Source organism: Streptomyces sp. NPDC003248 (assembly GCF_055563235.1).
This window is the reverse complement of record NZ_JBVHDT010000005.1, coordinates 44,145-64,236: the sequence shown is the minus strand read 5'-3', so window position 1 is coordinate 64,236 and position 20,092 is coordinate 44,145. Positions and strand designations below refer to the sequence as shown.

Genomic DNA, 20,092 nt, shown 5'->3' with positions numbered 1-20,092 from the left:
ACAGGAAAAGGAGACCGAAGAGAATTCCTGGGGGACGAGCGCTCCTGACGTCTCTGAGTTCACCATGCGGCTTTTGGTGACGTCAACAGGACGTTCGCCACGCTTCGCGGGCAGCCTTCATTTCACCTGCACGGCACATGCGCGGTCGCGGAACTTCACGGTGTTCCGAGCGGCGCCGGCGGCCGGGCAAGGCCGGATAGGGATTCGTCGCTCTTTACAGAACCAGCCCGAATGCCATAGGACAGCACGCCGGTCCGGCCGAGTATCCGGCCTGGCGATCCGGAACAGGAAAATACGCACGGATCATCGCGGTGATCCGCGCATCGGTCAGGGAGATCCCCGCCCGGTGGACGTGACAGGAGCGGGAGGAGACGTTCCGGCGGGACCGGTTCGACGCCGGTCCACGTCGCGGCGTCCGTCGCGGCCCTGACGCCGTACCGCCGGCCCGGCACTGTACGGAGCTGCGGATCGTGCGCGGTGCCGGTCGACGTCTCGCGGTGCGTGGCCGGCAGACGGCGTGGCCGCGCCGGCAGTCCGGTGACGCGTCGACCGAGCTGCCGACGCAGTGCCCGGCAGAACACGTAATACCCCAGGTCTGCACAGAGCAGAATCCGGCATCATTCCCCCTTTGAACCGCTGGTGGCGACATCGAGTGCGGGGCTCCGCACGCAATCGAGAGAAGTGAAGGTGATCTTCAGAAGAGGTGCCTGAGCAATTGCAGTCGTGCAAGGGGCAGACGTTACTCGGCCATTGTACCCGTGCTCACCCCTCCCGCTGTCAAGAACAGGAAAAACAGCCGCTACCGCGTTACCGGAGCGCCGTCGGCCGCGCGATCCCGTACTGGGCACGTGACTGTCCGAGGAGTGGACGGCAGGGCACGGCCACCTCCTCACGCGTGAGACCCATGTCCACATTTCACGCCCCAAAGGGAGCAGGTACGGCATTTCATCACCGTGAAAGCGAAAAACCGCTGGACGGACGGTGTGGAGTGCATGCGAACGCACCGTTTGTGGATCGCCGCGGCTGCGGGCCGGCCGTGTGGCTCACGGCGGTACTTCGCGCCGGAGAAATCGGGCCCTGAAGGCCCTCCCGCAGATGAAGAGGGGCGCTGGGGCGGCGCGTACGTCCCGCATGCCCATTTACTCGGCAAGCGGGTCTTCTGGCGCACCCGCCCTGCCGGGGACGTCTCATGGTGCGGGACGTGTGGCGGAGGCTGGTGCGGGCGCGAAGGCGGAGGAAGCCGGTCTCGCCGCGGGAGACTCGGGTACGTCGGCGGACGTGGAGCTGGAGGGCTTGGTGCTGGACGGCGTGGAGCTGGACGGCGTGGAGTTGGACGGCGTGGAACTGGACGGCGTGGTGCTGACGGCGGACCGGTCCGGCTCCTGCGAAGTGCCGGTTCCGCTCGGGCGGCGGCGTCCGCGCGTCACCGCCAGGGTCAGCACTCCGGCCAGCAGTCCCCAGAACGCGGAACCCACGCCGAGCAGCGTCACCCCGGACGCGGTCGCCAGGAAGGTGACGACCGCGGCCTCCCGCGAACCCTCGTCCGACAGTGCGGAGGCCAGAGAGTTGCCGATGGTGCCCAGCAGTCCGAGTCCGGCGATGCCGAGGATGAGGGCCGTGGGCAGCGCGGTCAGCAGCGAGGCCACCGTTCCGCCGAAGATGCCCACGCCCAGGTAGAACACTCCCGCCCAGACCCCCGCCCAGTAGCGCCGGTCGGGGTCCGCGTGTGCTTCGCGCCCCGTGCAGATGGCCGCCGTGATGGCGGCGAGGTTCAGTCCGAAACAGCCGAACGGCGCGAGCAGCAGATGGGTGAGACCCGTCCAGGTGATCAGCGGCGACACCGGCACCCGGTCGTAGCCGTCGCCGCGCAGGACCGCGACGCCCGGGAGATTCTGCGAGGCCATCGTCACGATGAACAGGGGCAGCGCGACGCTGACGATCACCTGCCACGAGAACACGGGGGCCGTGAAGACCGGTTCGGCGAGGGCGAACCGAACACTGTCCGGTCGCAGCGAACCCTGTGCGGCGGCGACCGCCACACCGACGGCGAGCGACGCGGTGATCGCGTAGCGGGGCAGCAGCCGCCGGCCCAGGAGGAAGACCGCGAAGATGGAGAACACGACGGCGAAGTGGCCGTCCATACTGGCGAAGAGCCCGGTGCCGAACTGGAGGAGCACCCCGGCGAGCAGCCCCGCCGCGAGCGGTACCGGAATCCTTCCCATCACACGCTCGAACCAGCCCGTCAGCCCGCTCAGCACGATCAGCGCGGCGGAGACCAGGAAGGCGCCGACGGCCTGGGCCATCGTCACCCCGTCGAGGCCGGACACCAGCAGCGCCGCCCCGGGAGTGGACCAGGCGGTGACGACGGGGGCCCTGTACCGCAGGGACAGACCGATGCAGGTGACCCCCATACCGACCCCGAGGGCCAGCATCCAGGAGGTGAGCTCCCGTGGTCCCGCCCCTGCCGCTTCGGCGGCGGAGAAGACGATCGCGGCAGAGCTGCTGACTCCCACCAGCACCGCGATCAGGCCGGCTAACGCTGCGGTGGCCGACGCGGCCCTGGGTAACTTCGAGTGATCGATCTCGCTCACCGAATAGATTTTTGCCAGCCCTTTTGAGGCCGGGCAACCCGCGTCCCACTATCCGAGACCGGGTTGCGGAAGAGCGCGGTCCGGTATTTCGACCGTCCGTCAGGCGGACCGGGACCAACCATGGCGACCCGCCGATCTCGCACATACCGGCGAACCACGGCCCAGCCCGTTCACGCGCATGGCGAAGTCCGAGCACGAGAAGCCGAAAAGCCCGCAGAAGCCCGAGTCGGGTGGAAAATCACCGTACGTAACGTACGACCAGCAGGGCCTCGACGTCTCCTCGGGGCGCCTCGTACAGGTGCGCGACGTCGGCGGCCCAACCGCCGTGCATACCGGGGCCGATCAGAACAGGCGCACCGAGTGCACCGACACGTGCGGTGCCGGTGAAGACGATGATGTGCTCTGTCGTGCCGGGCGCATGAGGGGCGGACTCCTGCCTCGCCCCGGCACGGATGCGAACCCGGTAGGTTTCCGCGACCGATGCGTCGTCCTCGAATCGGTCGGTGAGGACGGCGTCGACGGCGTCACCGGAGATCTGCGCGGGAGACTCGAGATCACACAGTGCGGCACTCAACGGGACCTTGATCGCGGTCGTCACGGCGTAGAGCGTTTCCAGGGTCGGGTTACGGCGACCGCTCTCCAATTCGGAGAGTGTCCCCTTGCCGATATGGGACCTGCGAGCCAGTTCCGACAGGGTCATACCCTGCGCTTCACGGAATGCCCGCACACGCAAGCCGACGCGCGTCAGGTCCATGGCGCCTCCCACTCCTCGCCCGGATGAATGGGGCCGAGAGTCCGCCTGCGGACGACACCCTCCTCCGGGGGCAGTTGCCCCCTCACCCCCGAGAGCCCTATCGTTCCGTAAACAGAACGTTCCGTATACGGAACACATGATACGGAACGCATGACAGTGCCCCTGCACGAAGGAGTCACATGGCGTCCCTGGACGGCACGTCCCTGCCCGTTCGCACCATGGAGGTGGCCCGCGCCCTCGCCGCGGCGGGCATCGTGAGCGAGGTGCGCGAGCTCTCGGAGTCGGCCCGCACCGCCGCCGAGGCGGCCGCGGCCCTGGGATGCGATGTGGGCGCGATCGCCAACAGCCTCGTGTTCATCTCGGACGACGAGCCGGTGCTGGTGCTGACCAGCGGTCGGCACAAGGTGGACGTCACGGCACTCGCCGCCCGGTGGGGGCGTGGCAAGCTCCGGCGCGCCACCCCGGAACAGGTACGCCAGGCCACCGGGCAGGCGATCGGCGGGGTGGCCCCCGTCGGCCACCCTCAGCCGCTTCCCACCGTGGTCGACGAGGCGCTGAGCGACTACCCCCGACTCTGGGCTGCCGCCGGAACCCCCCACACCGTCTTCCCCACCACAGTCGATGAACTCCTTCACGTCACCGGAGGGATCCTGCTGCCCGTCGGCCCCTGACCACGGGTTCCGCGCCGAGTTCGAGCAGGACTTCGAACGAACGGAAGGCGATACGGAACCCTGCGCGGCTCCGCCGATGCCGGCGCCCGGCGCCCGGCACCCTGCGCCCTGCGCCCTGCGCCCTGCGCCCTGCGCCCTGCGGCACTGTCACGATCGGGCGAGGACCGCCGGCCCCACAGAGCCGGGCCATCTTGCGGCGATACGGTCGAGGACCGGTTCCAGTCGACGGGCGCTCTCCGTCTGCCGGTCGAAGGTGAGCTGCTGACCGGAGCGCCGAACGGTCGTCAGATCCTCGGCTCTCAGGGAAAGGGCCGTCACCCGTGCCCGCTGAAGTCCCAAGGAGTCGTGCAGTGCCTGTGCGGTGCCCGCCAGTACGGGGGTGTGAGCCGTGGGTTCCGGAAGCACCCGCGTCCGGGCGGTCGTGGACCGGTCCGCGTAATGAACCGTGAGTGTGAGCGCACGGGCCACCTGACCGTCCGTTCTCATCCTCCTGCCGATGTCGACGGCAAGTCCGAGCAGTGCGCCGCGACGTACGGACCCATCGACCTCGTGCCTGCCGAACCTCGATTCAGCGCTGGCCGACTTGGGTGGGGCGTGCGGTACCACACGGGTCCGGTCGATGCCACGGGCCCGTTCGTGCACAAGACGCCCCGTCTTCGCGCCCAGGATCCTCTGCAGGGTGGCCTCAGAAATCCCTGCCACCTCGCCGATGCTTTCCAACCCGTACTCGCAGAGCGTGCGAGCCGTCTTCGGGCCCACTCCGTACAGGGACGCCACTGGCTTCGGATGCAAGAACCCGGATATCCCCTGTGGGGTGTCCGCGACACAGCGAACGGCACCGGGCGGTCCGTGGTGCCCGGCCATCCTGGCGAGCATGGGATTGGGAGCCACACCGATAGTGCATTCAAGGCCGTACAACGCCAGCATGCGCACACGCACGCGTCGCGCGATCTCCACAGCGTCGCAGTCGAAATAGCGAACGCTCCCCCTCACATCCGCCAATGCGGAGTCGGGGGGAACGGCCTGGACGACCGGGGTGATGTCACCCAGGACCTGGAGAAGCGTCTCCCACGTCTCCCGAGACGGCTCCGGCGCCTGGACATGGAGAATGGCCATCTCGATCACCCTGCGCTTCCCGGACTGGAGTGCCAGAGCTTGCCGCTTTCCCTGGAGCCACCGCCGGCGGGCCTGAGATCCGCCCATGGATCCATGTCGACGCCGTCGGCTACTCGAATCGTTCGGCCACGCCCTCTCGTCCCCGGGTCGGGGCGCTCCCGGCTCTCCGCCAACCGGTCCGCCACGGCGTCGAGACCTCCGGAACGGCGCAACTCGGCCAGTTCCACCAGATCCCACGCGGCGGAGCCGACGACACTGAGCGAACGCGGCCCGCGGCGCTGGACCTTCCCGCGGACCAGCAGCAGCCAGCTGTGAAAAACCGTGTGAGCGCAGTCGGCCTGGCTGTCGCCGAAGAAAGCCAGGTCTATCAGGCCGGCCGAGTCGTCGAGGGTGACGAAGATGATCCGCTGGGGCTCGCGCGGGGTCGCCTCCCCGTACGGGCTCGACTTGGTGCGGCGAAAGATCGGCGGGGTCTGGGTGGCCGCCTTGGCGCCCGCGACCAGCACCGTCTCGCCGTGCCGCGCCTCGCGCAGCCGACGGGCCGACACCACGCCCAGCTCGCGCAGGAACTCCCGGTGGTCGTCCATCAGGTTGCGCGAGGCGTCCATGGACAGCACGCCCAGTTCGGCGCTGAGCCGCTCCTCGGAGGTGAGGGCGGGCAGTCCCGCCGGGGCGGTCCCGCGCCCGCCGGCCAGCGGGAGCTGACCGCCGCCCGCACCCCGGGAGCCGCGGTGCAGCTCGGTCAGGTGCAGCTGGAGGTCGCGCCGGTTGGCGCCGAAGTCGTCCAGGGCACCCACCTGCGCGAGGCGCTGCGCGAGCGGCCGGCCGGGCCGGGCCCGTTCCCAGAAGTCGAGCAGCGAGGCGTACGGCTGCCCGTCCTCGATCCGCCGCGCCTCGGCCCCGCTGATGCCGTGCACGTCGGAGAGGGCCAGCCGAAGGCCCCACCGGCCGGGGTTCCCCGAAGTCCCCGAAGGTCCCGAATTTTCAGACACCAGTTCGATCCGGTGGGCGGCTCCCGACCGGTTCACGTCCAGCGGCAGGATCGGCACCCCGCGCCGCCGCGCGTCCGCCAGCAGCAGCCGCTTCGGGTACATCCCGGGGTCGTGCGTGAGCAGCCCGGCGTAGAAGGCGGCCGGGTGGTGCGCCTTCAGCCACGCCGACTGGTACGTCGGGACGGCGAACGCCACCGCGTGCGCCTTGCAGAAGCCGTACGAACCGAAGGCCTCGACGATCCCCCAGGTCCGCTGAATCGTTTCTGCGTCATATCCGTTCGCCGTCGCGCGCTGGGCGAACCAGACCTTGATCCGCCCCTGCGACTCCGGGTCGGACAGCCCGCGCCGCACCTGGTCCGCCTCACCCCGGCCGCAGCCCGTCATGACGGCGACGATGTCGATGACCTGCTCGTGGAAGACGACGACCCCGTGCGTCTCCTTCAGCGGCCCCTCCAGGTCCGGGTGCGGGTACCGCACCGGTGCCCGCCCGTGCCGCGCCGCGATGAACGGCCGCACCATGTCGGCGGCGACCGGCCCCGGCCGGAACAGCGAGATGTCGACGACCAGGTCGTGGAAGGTGCTCGGCTGGAGCCGCCCGACCAGGTCGCGCTGGCCCGGCGACTCGATCTGGAAGCAGCCCAGCGTCTCGGTGGACCGGATGAGCCGGTACGTCGCCGGGTCGCCCGGCGGCAGGGCGTCCAGGTCGACCTCGGCCCCCGTCGCCCGCCGCACCTCCGCGACCGCGTGCGCCATCGCCGACTGCATCCGCACGCCCAGCACGTCCAGCTTGAGCAGTCCGAGGTCCTCCACGTCGTCCTTGTCGAACTGGGACATGGGCAGGCCCTCGCCGCTGGTCGGCACCACCGGCGTACGGGCGAGCAGGGAGGCGTCGGAGAGCAGGACCCCGCAGGGGTGCATGGCGACACCGCGCGGCAGGGCGTCGAGGGCCTCGACCAGCTCCCACAGCTTCCCGTACGTCTCCTTGTGTTCCGCGAGCGTCCTGAGTTCGGGCAGCTCCTCCAGCGCCGCGCGGGCGTCGCGCGCCCGGATGTGCGGGAAGGACTTGGCGAGCCGGTCGATCTCGGCGGGGTCCATGGACAGGGCCGCGCCGACGTCCCGGATGGCGTGGCGGACCCGGTACGTCTCCGGCATCGCGACCGTCGCGACCCGTTCGGCGCCGAACCGGCCGATGATCGCCCGGTAGACCTCCAGCCGGCGCGCGGACTCCACGTCGATGTCGATGTCGGGCAGCACCACCCGCTCCTTGGACAGGAAGCGCTCCATCAGCAGCCCGTGCTCGACCGGATCGGCGTTCGCGATCCCGAGGACGTGGTTGACCAGGGAGCCGGCTCCCGAGCCGCGCGCGGCGACCCGGATGCCCATCCCCTTCACGTCGTCGACGACCTGGGCGACCGTGAGGAAGTACGAGGCGAAGCCGTGGTGGGCGATGATGTCGAGTTCCTGGTGCATCCGCTCCCAGTAGGCGCGCCGGCCGGCGTAGCCGTTCAGCACCATGCCCGCCGCCGCCCGGGAGGCGAGCGCCCGCTGGGCGGTGCGCCGGCCGGCGCCGACGAGGTGCGGCTCGGGGAAGTGGACGGTGCCGATGCCGAGGTCGTCCTCGGGGTCGACCAGGCACTCGGCGGCCGTCGCCCGGGTCTGCTCCAGCAGGCGGTGGGCGGCCTCGCGCCGGAAGCCGGCGGCCTCCACGATCCGCTCGGCGGTCCGCAGCATGGCGCCCGGGTCCTTCAGCCAGGCCTCGCCGGAGTCCAGCTCCCCGGCCGGGTCGATCGGCACCAGCCGGCGGGCGGCGTCCAGGACGTCGGCGACCGGGCCCTGGCCGGGGTCGGCGTACCGGACGGCGTTGCTGAGCACGGGCCGGATCCGCTGTTCGGCGGCGAAGCCGACGGTACGGGCGGCCAGGCGCAGGGAGCCGGGCCCGGTGCCGGTGCGGCCGTGCCAGACCGCCTCCAGGCGCAGGGCGTCGCCGTGGACCTCCCGCCAGGGGACGAGGAGCCGGGCGGCGCGGTCCGGGCGGCCCGCGGCGAGGGCCCGGCCGACGTCGGAGTCGGGGCCGAGCAGGACGGTCAGACCGTCGCCGTGCTGGTCGGCCCAGGCCAGCAGGGGGGTGTCCGCCGCGGTGTGGGCGGCGGTGACGAGCCGGCACAGACCGGCCCAGCCCCGGGCGCCGTCCCGGGCGAGGAAGGTGACGCGGGGGGCCGACTCGTCGACGAAGGCGCCTCCGCGCACCGGGGTGCGGCGCCTGTCCCGCCGTACGGCTCCGCCGCCGGGGACCGGCTCGGGGGGCGCCACCGCCAGATCCACCCCGAACAACGGGCGCACGCCCGCCTTCGCGCAGGCCTTGGCGAAGCGGACCGTGCCGGCGAGGGTGTCGCGGTCGGTGAGGGCGAGGGCGTCCATGCCGCGTTCGCAGGCACGCTCGGCCAGCCGCTCCGGGTGCGAGGCGCCGTGGCGCAGGGAGAACCCGGAGACGGTGTGCAGATGCGTGAAGCCCGGCATCCACACCTCCCACTATCGAACATCAGTTCCTACCTGCCTCACCTCCACCATAGACCAAATTCCGAACGTTTGTACGACCCCTGTTCGAGCGCCCTCCACCTGCGCAAACGCCCTCCGCGGGACCGGCTGCCCGGCTCCCTTCCGGGGCAGCCATGACCGGGCGGCGGGCGCCTGCGGGGACGGGCGCGGGGCCCGCCCCCGCGAGCGCGGGGCCCGGGCCCGGGTCAGCCGATCTGCGTGCCCGTCGCCGACAGCGCCTCCGTCACCGGCTGGAAGAACGTCTCCCCGCCCGAGGCGCAGTCGCCGCTGCCGCCGGAGGTGAGGCCGATCGCGCTGCCGCCGGAGAAGAGGGAGCCGCCGCTGTCGCCGGGCTCGGCGCAGACGTCGGTCTGGATGAGGCCGTCGACGATGTCGCCGTTGCCGTAGTTCACGGTGGCGTCCAGGCCGGTGACCGTGCCGGAGTGCACCTGGGTCGTCGAGCCGCTGCGGGTGACGCTCATGCCGACGGTGGCCTCGGCGGCGCCCGTGATCACCTGTGCCGAGCCGTCGTAGAGGTTCACCTCGCTGGGGTGGGGCACGTCGGCGGTGTACTTGACGAGGCCGTAGTCGTCGCCGGGGAAGCTGGAGGCCTCGGTCGTGCCGATGACGGTGCCGGAGGAGTCCGACCAGGCCGAGGCGGACTCGGTGCAGTGACCGGCGGTCAGGAAGTACGGCTCGCCGCCCCTGACCACGTTGAAGCCGAGCGAGCAGCGGCCGCCGCCGCCCGTGATGGCGTCGCCGCCGGCGGCGAAGGGCGTGAACTCCCCCCGGATGCGCTGGAGCCGTGCCGTGGGGCCGAGGCCCTCGACGACCTGGGCGAGCCGGGCCCACTCGGCGTCGGAGACCGTGCGGTCGGCGGTGACGACGACCTCGTTGGCGGTCGGGTCCGTCACCCAGGAGGTGCCGGGGACGGCCGCGTGCCTCCGGAGCGCCGTACGGGCGCCGCGCAGCTCGGCGAGGGAGTTCTCGACGCGTCTGGCCCTGGCGCCGGCCGCCTCGACGGTCCTGGCCGCGGCCTCGTCGAGCACGTTCACCACGAGGCTCCCGCTCTCGGCGTCGTAGTAGCTGCCGGCCGCGTCGGCGCCGAGGGCCGCGCCGAGGGCCGAGGCGAGCTTTCCGGCCGCCGGGGCGGAGAGCGGCCGGGGCGCGGGAGGGCCCGCGGCCTCGGTCGCGTTCGCGGTCGGGAAGGTGACTCCCGCGACGACGAAGGCGGCGACACCCGCTCCCGTGAGCACGGCCCGCCGTCCGGACCTGCGTCGGTACGTCAATTCGCGTCCTCCTGTGGGAGTCGGCCCGGATGGTCGTGGGGACCGCCGCGGCCCGGAAAGGCCGGGGCGACGGGCGCTCACTGTCCCGGACCCCGCAGGGAGCACACAAGGTCGCCTTGCCGACGCGCACACGCTGACCACAGCGCGCCCCACGCGCTTTCACCACCCCCCTCGCGCCGGGCGGTTCGCACGGCGAACGCCACGCGTGACGCACCGGACACCGGGTGGCCAGGTCCGGACCTGACGCGATGTCGCCGGTGCTCGCGGCGTCACCGAGGGCGCCGTCGTGCGCTGCGGCAGACCGCTCGGGCAGGGGTGAGCCCCCGCGCGCCGTCGCGCGCGGGGGCTCACCTGCCGGCCGGTGGCGTCCCGGGCGCACACTCGGGCGGCCCCGGGATCAGAAGACGCTGACCCCGTAGGCGTTCAGGGCCTCCACCACGGGCTGGAAGAAGGTCGTGCCGCCGGAGGTGCAGTCGCCGCTGCCGCCGGAGGTCAGACCGTAGGCCACGCCGTTGGTGCCGTACAGCGAACCGCCGGAGTCACCGGCCTCGGCGCAGACCGTGGTCTGGATCATGCCGTAGACGATGTCGCCGCTGCCGTAGTTCACCGTCGCGTTCAGGGCCGTGACGCGGCCGCTGTGGATGCCGGTGGTCGAGCCGTCGCGGTAGACCGTGGTGCCCACGCTCGGGGTGCCCGCGCTGGTGATGTCCGTGTTGCCGGCGGTGCCCGACTTGGTGACCGAGGTGTTGGTGTACCGGACGATGCCGTAGTCGTTCGTCGGGAAACTGGAGCCCGCCGTGGTGCCGAGCGTGGTGGTGTGGGAGGAGTTGGACCACCACGTGCCCGCGCCGTCGGTGCAGTGACCGGCCGTCAGGAAGTAGTAGTTGCCCGAGCCGTCGACGACGTTGAAGCCGAGGGAACAGCGCCAGCTGCTCGCGTAGATGGCGTCGCCGCCCGCGATGTACTTCTGGAACGTGCCCTCGGTGCGCTTGATCGTCAGAGCGTCGGCGTTGGCGCCGGCCTGCTCCTTGATCTTCGCGATCTCGGCCTGGGACACCGTGCTGTCGACGGTGACGACGACGCGGTTGGTCTTGCTGTCGACCGCCCAGGCGGTGCCCGGGACGTCGGCCTTGAGCACCGAGGCGTCGGCGCTCTTGAGTTCGGCGGCGCTGAACGGGGTGGCGTCGGCCGCACTCGCGTGGGGCATGGCGACGGCCGCCGCGGCCACGAGCCCGGTGGCCACGGCGGTCAGCCGGGTCCGTCTCGTGATGCCGCTGGTGGGGGTGGTGCGCTTGATCCTCACGTTTCGTTCCCTCCCAGGGGAAGTCGGGGGCCCGCGTGGGGTCGGGGCCCGTGAGGCGCAGTCAAAGGTCGGCCCGGGCGTCCGGATTCCGGACACGCCGTGCCCCTGACAAGCGCTGAGGGGGAGTATTCGGCCGAACGGCCGGTCGGCGCAAGGGCACCTTTCGGCCGTCAGTCTTCGAACGGACTGAGCGACTTGGGCCTCATGAGCGTACGCGCCGGACCCCCGCGGCCCCGGCGAGGACGCGGCCGGGCGCCCGGAACTCACCCGGGTCCCGGGGCCCGGGACCAAGGACCCAAGGACCCAAGGACCCAGGACCCGGGGCCAGGGACCCAGGACCCGGCGATCGCCGTCCCCTCTTCCCGTTGCCCCGGGCCCGTCGCACCCGCAGTCGTCTAGGGCCTGTTGCGAAAGTCCCGCCTGCCCGACGACGCCATGCACGCTCCCCCAGCCTCCGGCCGGGGGGACCCCCACTCGCCGCACCGGCCCCTGACCCAAGTACATCCAGTACGAGGGCCAGGGGCCGGCACTCCCCCAGCCTTCGGCCGGGGGGACCCCCAGAGCACGCACCTGACGCCGCCAGGCCCGCCCTCCGGGCGGACGACGGGACTTTCGCAACAGGCCCTAGCAGTCGCACCCGCAGCCGTCGCAGCAACAGCCGTCACCGCAGTTGCCGCAGCAGTCACAGCACTCGCAGCAGTCGGAGCAGTCGTCGCAGCGCGAGCAGTACCCCTCTTTGCGTTCCCGCGTCCACGGGTCGTCGTACTCGCCGCAGCACATCTGGCACGTGCAGGCGAGCCCCGTCCAGACCAGGCAGCCGGCGAGGAGGCCGCGCCGGTCGCGGTGCGGCGGCCGCGGGGGCGCGGGCGGGCCTCCGGGGCCGGAGGGCGCGTACGGGTTGCCCGGCGGGGGCCCGTACCGCTGCGCCGGGTGCCCGCACGAGGTGGTGCCGAAGGCGCGGTCGACGGAGGCGCGCAGCTCGTGCACGAGCAGCACATGGGCCAGCTTCGCGTCGTCGAACTCGGCCTCGCGCAGCGCGAGCCGGATGCCGTGCACGGCGTCGTCGGCGAGCCGCCGGGCCTCCTCGAGCGGCGTCCCGGTCGCGGTGAGCGGGTTCCACGCCCCCGACGCGGCGTCGGCCTCCCTGTCCTCGACGGCGTCCAGGAGGTGCGCGAGCCGTCCGAAGAGGCGCCCGGCCTCGGCGAGGGGTTCGGCGTTGCCCGGCCGTCCGGCCAGGACCGCGGTGTGCGCGAAGGCCGCGGCCGTCGCGGTCTCGGTCGGCTCGGTGACCGTCAGGATCGGCGTGCCGGGCCCGGCGAGCGCCTCGATGCCGACCTGCCGGTCGACGGCGTCGACGAGGACGGCGGTGTCGAACCCGACCGCGGACCCGCTGCGGGCGCCCGCCGCGCCCCAGCTCGTGGCGACCCGGCGCGCGGCGAGCGCCACCGGCCGCCGGGCCAGCCAGCCGTCGCCGTCGGCGACGTGGTCGCGCACCTTGGCGGAGGCCAGCACCAGCGAGACGGCGGCCGCGAGCCGGGCGCCCTCGCCCTGCGCGACGGACGCGCTCCGCATCCCGCGCAGCGGGCACGGCCCGGCCGTGCGCCGCCCTCCGCCGTCCCGGCCGACGGCCTGAGCCTCCGTCAGGACGGATATCAGCAGCCCGTCGTAGTTGGTGACGACCCGAGCGAACTGTCCGTGGTCCCGCCGCAGCGCGAGGCACAGCCCGCACAGATGTGCCATCCACTGGGTCCTGAGTCCCTCACCGAGCCGGTGACGGCACGGCCTGACGATTCCGAACACGACGATCCCCCCGTGGTCCGTACGACGTTGAGCTGCGACGACCTGCGGAGAACCACCGTGAACCGCAGCGCGCCGCCGCATCGTATCGACGGATCATCACACCGGAGCGGCACCGCCCGATTCACCCGCACGGCCCGCCCCTCACTCGTACGCCGTGAAGAATCATATTTCACTCTCAGTCAGCAGCCGTGTGGGGCGGGACCCTTGGGGCACACGGACTCTCGACGGATCGGCTGTGCACCAGTACCGTCACAAACCCCCCGCGCGGCGTCTATCCACTTGGCGCGACATCCGCATCATGGACGACCATGGGGAAGCGGAACGGAAGAAAGACCGCTGTGAGAGGAGGCGTCCATGGGATCGGTACGCAAGGCGAGTGCCTGGCTTGGCCTCGTCGACGACAACGATGACGAGCGTTACTACGACGACGACTATTCCGAGGGGACCGACTCCGGGGACGCCTGGGTCACCGACCCCCGGGTGAGGGTCGCCGCCGACACGGCCGAGGAGAAGGGCCGGCGGATCGGCACGGTGACCCCGGACGGCTTCCGGGACGCGCGGGTGATCGGCGAGCTGTTCCGCGAGGGGGTCCCGGTCATCATGAACCTGACGGCCATGGAGGCCGGCGACGCCAAGCGCGTGGTCGACTTCGCGGCCGGGCTGATCTTCGGTCTGCGCGGTTCGATCGAGCGGGTGTCGACCCGTGTGTTCCTTCTCACCCCGGCCGACACGGAGATCGTCAACGGCGACCCGGCCGCGCGCCGCACGGACGGCTTCTTCAACCAGAGCTGAGGCAGGGCCGTTCACCGGCCCTGCCCCCCCTCGGGGCTCAGCGGAAGGCGTCGAGTCCGGTGAGCGCCTTGCCCAGCACGAGCTGGTGCATCTCGACGGTGCCCTCGTAGGTGAGGACCGACTCCAGGTTGGTCGCGTGCCGCATGACGGGGTACTCCAGGGAGATCCCGTTGGCGCCCAGGACCGTCCGCGCCGTCCGGCAGATCTCGATCGCCTCCCGTACGTTGTTGAGCTTACCGAAGCTGACCTGCTCGGGACGCAGGCGGCCGGCGTCCATCCGCCGCCCCAGGTGATGGGCGAGCAGGATCCCCTTGTGCAGTTCGACCGCCATGTCGGCGAGCTTGGCCTGGGTGAGCTGGAACCCCCCGATCGGCCGCCCGAACTGCTCCCGCGTCCGCGCGTACGCGACGGCGGCCTCGAAGCAGGCGCGCGCCGCGCCCATCGCCCCCCACACGATCCCGTAGCGGGCGTGCGACAGACAGCTGAGCGGGCCCTTCAGCCCGACCACCCCGGGCAGGACCGCGTCGGCGGGCAGCCGCACGTCGTCGAGCACGAGCTCGCTGGTGACACTGGCCCGCAGGGACCACTTGTGCTTGATCTCGGGCGCGGAGAAACCCGGGACACCGGTGGGCACGACGAAGCCCCGGACCCCTTCCTCGGTCCGGGCCCACACCACGGCGACGCCGGCGACGGACCCGTTGGTGATCCACATCTTCCGCCCGGTGAGGATCCAGTCGGAGCCGTCCCGCTTGGCGTACGTCCGCATGGAGCCGGGGTCGGATCCGTGATCGGGCTCGGTCAGCCCGAAGCACCCGATGACCTCACCGGAGGCCATCCGCGGCAGCCACGTCCGCTTCTGCTCCTCGCTGCCGAAGCGGTGCACGGCGTACATGGCGAGGGACCCCTGCACCGAGACCAGCGACCGGATCCCGGAGTCGGCGGCCTCCAGCTCCAGGCACGCCAGCCCGTACTGCACGGCGCTCGCCCCGGCGCACCCGTACCCCTGGAGCGACATCCCGAGGGCGCCCATGGCGCCGAGTTCACGCGCCAGCTCCCGGATCTCGGGCAGCTCCCCCGTCTCGTACCACCCGGCCACGTGCGGCAGCACCCGGTCCGCGGCCCACGCCCGCACGGTGTCCCGGACGGCGCGGTCCTCGTCCGTCAGCAGGTCGTCGAGGCCGAGCGGGTCGGCGGGGTCGAACGGGGGCAGGGCGGAAACGGACATCGAACCCTCCGGAACAGGAAAACTAGCACCGCTAGTCACGGACTCCGGCGCCCCACGTTACGGCGTTCTCCCCCGGGCGTCACGCCGTGACGCGGGCCTCCGCGGCCTCCCGGGGGCCGGGCAGCTCCACCGGCGGGGTCTCGTCCTGCATGGCCCGCGGCAACCGCAGCGCCATCACCGCCCCCAGCAACAGCAGCCCCGCGCTCACCAGCAGCGTGACGTGCAGCCCGTGCACGAAGCAGTCCCGGGCCGTGCGCCGCAGGGCGTCGCCCGCCGCTCCCCCGAGCCGGCCGGCCACCTCGTACGCCTCGCCGAGCGAATGCCCCGCCGCGGCGGAGTCCGCGGCCGGCACCCCCGGCACCGAGGACAGCCCGGGCGCGTACGCCGCGTTCATGACGCTGCCCAGCAGGGCGATCCCGATCCCGGCCCCCAGCTGGTACGAGGTCTCCCCGATCGCGGCCGCCCCGCCGGCCCGCTCCGGCGGGGCCTCGCTCAGCATCGACTCGTACGCCCCGAACAGCGTCGTCTCCAGCCCGAGGCCGAGCAGCACGAACCCGAACAGCAGCAGCCCCGCGTCGTCCGTGCCGCCCATCGCGGTCAGCGTCACCACCGCGGCCGCCGTGAGGCAGAACCCGCCGCACACCATCCGCCGCGGCCCGAACCGCCGCAGCAGCCGCGCCCCGGCCAGCCCCGCCGCCATCGCCGCGACGGTCAGCGGCAGCAGCCGCAGCCCGGTCTGGAGCGGGGACAGCCCCAGCACCAGTTGCAGGTACTGCGCCGCGATCAGCTCCAGACCCACCAGCGCCAGCATCGCCAGCACGATGCACCCCACCGACGTACTGAACGCCGGCCGGGCGAACATCCGCAGGTCCACCAGGGGATGCGCGCGCCGCCGCTGCCGCCGTACGAACAGCGTCAGCAGCGCGGCGCCCGCGAGCAGCGGCACCGCGGTGAGCGCGTCGGCCTCCCCGCCGCCCAGCCGCTTCACGCCCAGCACGACGCAGAACAGGCCGACGGCGGCCATCAGCGCGCCGACGACGTCCCACGGCCCGTCCCCCGCGCCGCGCGACTCCGGCAGCAGCAGGCGCCCCACCGGCAGGCTGACCAGCATCAGCGGAATGTTGACCAGGAAGACCGAACCCCACCAGAAGTGCTCCAGCAGGAAGCCCCCGAGCAGCGGTCCCACCGCCGCGCCGACCGCGGCCACCGCGCTCCAGACGCCTATCGCGACCGCCCGCTCCCGCCGGTCGGGGAAGACCTGCCGCAGGATCGACAGCGTCGCCGGCATGATCATCGCACCGCCGACCCCGAGGAGCGCCCGCGCCACGATGAGCACCTCGGCGCTCCCCGCGAGCGCGGCCAGCGCGGAGGCGACGCCGAACAGGCCGTATCCGAGCAGCAGCACGCGTCTGCGGCCCACCTTGTCGCCGAGCGTGCCGAAGAGGATCAGCAGCGAGGCGCAGACGAGCGGATAGGTGTCGACGATCCAGAGCAGTTCGATGGCCCCGGGCCGGAGGTCCTCGGTGACGGCGGGCACCGCGACGTGCAGCACGGTCGCGTCGACGGCGACCAGCAGCAGGCTGACGCACAGGACCACGAGCACGATCCAGCGGTTGGCACCGGCCCCGGCCGCCCGACGGCGCAGCCCGACGGCGGCCGTGGTCGTCCCGGACATGTACGTACCTCCCAGGTGTTCCTCGGGTTCGGCGGGCTCGCGGGGCGGGGACTCCCCGCGACGCGGCCGGAGGGAGGCGGTGTCCCCCGGCCCGCGCGCAGCCGAACGGCGAGAGACACGCAGCGTACGCGAGTTCGCGGCTCGTCCACGTGGCGGACCTCTCAGACCTCCGGGGAACCCGTGTGGCGTACACCACTCCTTCCACCGTCCCGGGCGCTCCGGCGCGCCCCGCCCCGGCGCGCCCGGCCGATAATCGGGCCCGTGACCGATCTTGGAACGCGCGGGGCGCTCCCCGGCTCCGCCGCCCTGCGCCGGGCGGCCCCGGCCCTGGCGGGGTACGCGGCCGTCCGCGCCCTGGGGCTGCTCGCCCTCGCCGTGTGGAGCGCCGCGCGGGACAAGAGCGCGTACACGTTGTTGACGGCACGCTGGGACGCGCTGTGGTACACGCGGGTCGCCGAGCGCGGATACGGCTACGAGGTGCGTCTGCCCCCCCGTGACGTGCACTCCGACCTGGCCTTCTTCCCGCTGCTGCCGTGGCTGGAGCGCCTGCTGCACGCGGTGACGCCGCTGTCGTACGCCGGGGCCGGTCTCGCCGTCTCCCTGGTCGCCTCGCTCGCCGCTGCCTGGGGGATCTTCGCGGTCGCCGACCTGCGGTACGGGCGCCGGGCGGGCGTCTGCGCGGTGCTGCTCTGGGCGGTGCTGCCGGTCGGGGTGGTGCAGTCGATGGCGTACAGCGAGTCGCTGTTCACCGCGCTCGCCGCCTGGTCGCTGTACGCGGTGCTCACCGGCCGCTGGGTGAGCGCGGGCGTGCTGGCGGCGCTGGCGGGTCTGACCCGGCCGGTCGGGCTCGCCGTGGTCGCGGCGGTGTGGACGGCCGGTGCGCTCTCGTTCGGGGGACACCGGAGCGCGGAGCTTGTGGCGAGCGCGCGTGCCGAGGTGCGCGCCCCTCGGCCTTCCCCCCACCCCCTCACCCGGCGCGAACGCACCACTGGGGGCGCATACAGGGCGAGACGCGCCCTCGGTCTTCTCCTCGCCCCCCTCGGGACGGCCGGCTACGTGCTCTGGGTGGGCCACCGCACCGGCCGGGGCCCCCTCGGCTATCTCGACGTCCAGGCGGGCTGGCGCAACGGCTTCGACGGCGGGCACGCCTTCGCCCGCTTCATCATGGACAAGTTCACGTCAATTCCATCGGCCGTCGCCGGTCTGGGACTGATCGCCGGCGTGGCCCTGCTCCTCCTGCTGTACGCCGTCTGTGTACGGCAGCGCCAGCCGCTTCCGCTGCTGGTGTACACGGGTGCGGTCCTGGCGCTCGCGCTCTGCGCGTCGAGTTACTTCGGCTCGAAACCCCGTCTGCTGCTGCCCGCGTTCCCCCTGCTGTTCCCCGTCGCCCTGGCCCTCGCCCGGTGGCGGGCGCCGCGGTCCGCGCTGGTGGTGACGGGTCTCGCGGTGGCGTCGGCGCTCTACGGGGCGTGGTGGCTGAACGGCTCCGGTCCCCCATGATCGACTCCGTACCGTCAGTGAGCGCGCAGTGAATGGAGGGGCCGCCATTCGGTGAACCCATTCATAAGTTCCCTAAAACTACCCCCCAGAATGATCAAAGGAATTGAAGGGAACGGCACGGGCGGATTGCGGAATCCGGAGGAATAAGAGCCGCCCTGAGAGCAATCCCACATCACATCGTCATCACAAACCCGTGGATTCGGCCGAGAACTGAGCTCACTCGCTGTAACGTCGATTGGGTGCGTACCGAACAAAACCTCACCCGTCTGGACCGGGTGTTCGCCAGGCTGGACCGCGAGCCGGAACGGCCGACCCACATCGACGTGCCGAGGATGAGCAGGCACCGGGTCGCGCTGTTCGCCGCGACCTTCGCCTTCTACCTGGCGATCGTGTGGCTCGTGGTGATCACCTCGTGGCTGGTCCGCCTCGACTGGCAGGTCATGTTCTTCCGGCCGTACCAGCAGTGGTCGGAAATCCACTGGTTCGTCGACTACTACGTGGTCCTCGGCCAGCGCGGCCCGACCGCCGTGATGGTGGCCGCCTGGCTCGGCTGGAGATCCTGGCGCCAGCACACCCTGCGCCCGCTCCTCACCCTCGGCACCTCACTGCTGCTGCTGAACGTCACCGTCGGCGCCGCGAAGATCGGCATGGGCCGCCTCGGACCGCACTACGCCACCACCATCGGCTCGAACGAGATGGGCCTGGGCGGCGATATATTCCCCAGCGGCCACACCGCCAACGCGGTCGTGACCTGGGGAATCCTGGCCTATCTGGCCTCCACGCCGAGAGCCCGCCGCTGGCTGTCCGCCCTCTCCGCGGTCACCTCCCTCGGCGTCGGGCTGGCCACGGTCTACCTCGGTACGCACTGGCTGAGCGACGTGGTCCTCGGCTGGGCCGCCGGCCTGCTGATCCTGCTGGCACTGCCCTGGTTCGAGCCGCTCATCGCCCGCGCCGAGGCGTGGATCCTCACCCTGCGCGACCACTGGCGCGACCGCCACGCCGGTACGGTGCCCGTACCCGCCCCGGTCCCGGTGCCCGTGCCGCTCAAGCCGCGCGCCGCGTCCCAGGACGAGACCACCGCGGCCCGCTCCCCGCGGACGCCGGTCTACCTCGCCCCCGGCCCGCACACGGTCCGCTCGGAGCGCACCCCGGTCACCCCCGTCGGCAGCCGCCGCCCACCGCACTCCGACCGGCTGCCGCGCGGTACGACCACGTCCCCGGCCCGCCCGCTGACGGGCGGCTGACCGGCCGCGGGGCTTCCCGGTACGCACGGACCCGCCCCGCACCGCACCCCGAGGGCCCCGGTTCCTGTTCCCAGGAGCCGGGGCCCTCGTCGTCGCGGCGGGGCGGGCGCGGCAGGCGCGTCAGGCAGGCAGGCGAAGGGACACGGCGGGAGGGCGACGGAAACCCCGCCGGGCCCCTCAGCCCTTCCAGGCCCGGCTGACGCGCCCGCCCCGCACCTCGAAGTTCAGCCGGCCCACCCGGTACTCCATGGTGATGACCGTCCCGGGCTCCAGCGAGCGCACGGTCGACCACCCCCGGTCCCGGGCGAGCCGCTCGGCGCGCGCGGCCTCGAGGCCGACATATCCGTCCGGATCGTCCTGGGGCTCCGCCTGCGGAGCGGGAATCGGTGCCATACCGCCACGCTAGGCCGAGGAGGCCGTCCCCGGAACCCCGGAACCGAGATGTGGATCACTCCGGTCACACTTCTGTCACAGGACCACGACAGGCGTTTCGGTGTCTGTCCGTCACACGTACGAGCGGTTCACTACGCCTTCCGCGCACATTCGAACGTAATTCCCGCGTGTCGTCCGGACCCCTCGAATAACCCGTCCGAAAGTTCCCGGAG

General features: G+C 72.1%; 14 protein-coding genes. 4 read left to right on the top strand and 10 right to left on the bottom strand.

Annotated features, from left to right (window positions below; translation table 11 throughout):
* Positions 1–1,187: 1,187 nt before the first annotated feature.
* Together ACZ3KJ_RS14240 and ACZ3KJ_RS14235 are read right to left on the bottom strand one after the other, a co-directional pair.
* Positions 1,188–2,591: a benzoate/H(+) symporter BenE family transporter gene (locus ACZ3KJ_RS14240; RefSeq protein ID WP_467526907.1), complete on the bottom strand. Its 1,404-nt coding sequence runs from the start codon at positions 2,589–2,591 to the stop codon at positions 1,188–1,190.
* 238 nt (positions 2,592–2,829) lie between these two features.
* The gene (locus tag ACZ3KJ_RS14235; protein WP_467526905.1) at positions 2,830–3,345 is read right to left on the bottom strand and encodes a helix-turn-helix domain-containing protein; all 516 of its coding nucleotides are present in this window, start codon (positions 3,343–3,345) and stop codon (positions 2,830–2,832) included.
* A 179-nt stretch (positions 3,346–3,524) separates the two neighbouring features.
* Between ACZ3KJ_RS14235 and ACZ3KJ_RS14230 the strand changes: the two genes are divergently transcribed.
* Complete coding sequence (locus tag ACZ3KJ_RS14230; RefSeq protein ID WP_467526903.1) at positions 3,525–4,016, top strand: YbaK/EbsC family protein; 492 nt, start codon at positions 3,525–3,527, stop codon at positions 4,014–4,016.
* 147 nt (positions 4,017–4,163) lie between these two features.
* Here ACZ3KJ_RS14230 and ACZ3KJ_RS14225 read toward each other — a convergent pair whose 3' ends face one another.
* The 5 genes from ACZ3KJ_RS14225 to ACZ3KJ_RS14205 form a co-directional block, all read right to left on the bottom strand.
* A complete protein-coding gene (locus ACZ3KJ_RS14225) occupies positions 4,164–5,132 on the bottom strand; it encodes a DNA polymerase Y family protein (RefSeq protein WP_467527427.1) in 969 nt (322 codons plus the stop codon).
* A 5-nt stretch (positions 5,133–5,137) separates the two neighbouring features.
* Positions 5,138–8,641 carry a DNA polymerase III subunit alpha gene (locus ACZ3KJ_RS14220; protein WP_467526901.1) on the bottom strand — a complete coding sequence of 1,168 codons (3,504 nt, stop codon included), beginning with the start codon at positions 8,639–8,641 and terminating at the stop codon, positions 5,138–5,140.
* Between the two features lie 224 nt (positions 8,642–8,865).
* The gene (locus ACZ3KJ_RS14215) at positions 8,866–9,948 is read right to left on the bottom strand and encodes a S1 family peptidase (protein ID WP_467526899.1); all 1,083 of its coding nucleotides are present in this window, start codon (positions 9,946–9,948) and stop codon (positions 8,866–8,868) included.
* Between the two features lie 397 nt (positions 9,949–10,345).
* A complete protein-coding gene (locus ACZ3KJ_RS14210; RefSeq protein WP_467526897.1) occupies positions 10,346–11,251 on the bottom strand; it encodes a S1 family peptidase in 906 nt (301 codons plus the stop codon).
* A 624-nt stretch (positions 11,252–11,875) separates the two neighbouring features.
* Positions 11,876–13,051, bottom strand: coding sequence for a DUF5685 family protein (locus tag ACZ3KJ_RS14205; protein ID WP_467526895.1), 1,176 nt, complete (start codon positions 13,049–13,051; stop codon positions 11,876–11,878).
* 354 nt (positions 13,052–13,405) lie between these two features.
* Between ACZ3KJ_RS14205 and ACZ3KJ_RS14200 the strand changes: the two genes are divergently transcribed.
* Positions 13,406–13,843: a cell division protein SepF gene (locus ACZ3KJ_RS14200; protein ID WP_385071007.1), complete on the top strand. Its 438-nt coding sequence runs from the start codon at positions 13,406–13,408 to the stop codon at positions 13,841–13,843.
* A 37-nt stretch (positions 13,844–13,880) separates the two neighbouring features.
* Here ACZ3KJ_RS14200 and ACZ3KJ_RS14195 read toward each other — a convergent pair whose 3' ends face one another.
* Positions 13,881–15,068: an acyl-CoA dehydrogenase family protein gene (locus tag ACZ3KJ_RS14195; protein ID WP_467526894.1), complete on the bottom strand. Its 1,188-nt coding sequence runs from the start codon at positions 15,066–15,068 to the stop codon at positions 13,881–13,883.
* A 79-nt stretch (positions 15,069–15,147) separates the two neighbouring features.
* Positions 15,148–16,743 (bottom strand): MFS transporter, encoded by a 1,596-nt coding sequence (locus ACZ3KJ_RS14190; protein WP_467526893.1) that lies wholly within the window; start codon positions 16,741–16,743, stop codon positions 15,148–15,150.
* Between the two features lie 261 nt (positions 16,744–17,004).
* On the opposite strand from ACZ3KJ_RS14190, the gene ACZ3KJ_RS14185 reads away from it, so the two are divergent.
* Positions 17,005–18,243 (top strand): mannosyltransferase family protein, encoded by a 1,239-nt coding sequence (locus ACZ3KJ_RS14185; RefSeq protein WP_467526892.1) that lies wholly within the window; start codon positions 17,005–17,007, stop codon positions 18,241–18,243.
* Between the two features lie 239 nt (positions 18,244–18,482).
* Positions 18,483–19,487, top strand: a complete 1,005-nt coding sequence (locus tag ACZ3KJ_RS14180; RefSeq protein WP_467526891.1) for a phosphatase PAP2 family protein — start codon at positions 18,483–18,485, stop codon at positions 19,485–19,487.
* 177 nt (positions 19,488–19,664) lie between these two features.
* On the opposite strand, the gene ACZ3KJ_RS14175 is transcribed toward ACZ3KJ_RS14180, so the two are convergent.
* Complete coding sequence (locus ACZ3KJ_RS14175; protein WP_467526889.1) at positions 19,665–19,880, bottom strand: I78 family peptidase inhibitor; 216 nt, start codon at positions 19,878–19,880, stop codon at positions 19,665–19,667.
* Positions 19,881–20,092: the final 212 nt, after the last annotated feature.

Bases quoted from the DNA above. Each gene is read 5' to 3' on its own strand.
- ACZ3KJ_RS14235 (WP_467526905.1), bottom strand. From the start codon at position 3,345: ATGGACCTGACGCGCGTCGGCTTGCGTGTGCGGGCATTCCGTGAAGCG.
- ACZ3KJ_RS14230 (WP_467526903.1), top strand. From the start codon at position 3,525: ATGGCGTCCCTGGACGGCACGTCCCTGCCCGTTCGCACCATGGAGGTG.
- ACZ3KJ_RS14225 (WP_467527427.1), bottom strand. From the start codon at position 5,132: ATGGCCATTCTCCATGTCCAGGCGCCGGAGCCGTCTCGGGAGACGTGG.
- ACZ3KJ_RS14220 (WP_467526901.1), bottom strand. From the start codon at position 8,641: ATGCCGGGCTTCACGCATCTGCACACCGTCTCCGGGTTCTCCCTGCGC.
- ACZ3KJ_RS14200 (WP_385071007.1), top strand. From the start codon at position 13,406: ATGGGATCGGTACGCAAGGCGAGTGCCTGGCTTGGCCTCGTCGACGAC.
- ACZ3KJ_RS14195 (WP_467526894.1), bottom strand. From the start codon at position 15,068: ATGTCCGTTTCCGCCCTGCCCCCGTTCGACCCCGCCGACCCGCTCGGC.
- ACZ3KJ_RS14190 (WP_467526893.1), bottom strand. From the start codon at position 16,743: ATGTCCGGGACGACCACGGCCGCCGTCGGGCTGCGCCGTCGGGCGGCC.
- ACZ3KJ_RS14175 (WP_467526889.1), bottom strand. From the start codon at position 19,880: ATGGCACCGATTCCCGCTCCGCAGGCGGAGCCCCAGGACGATCCGGAC.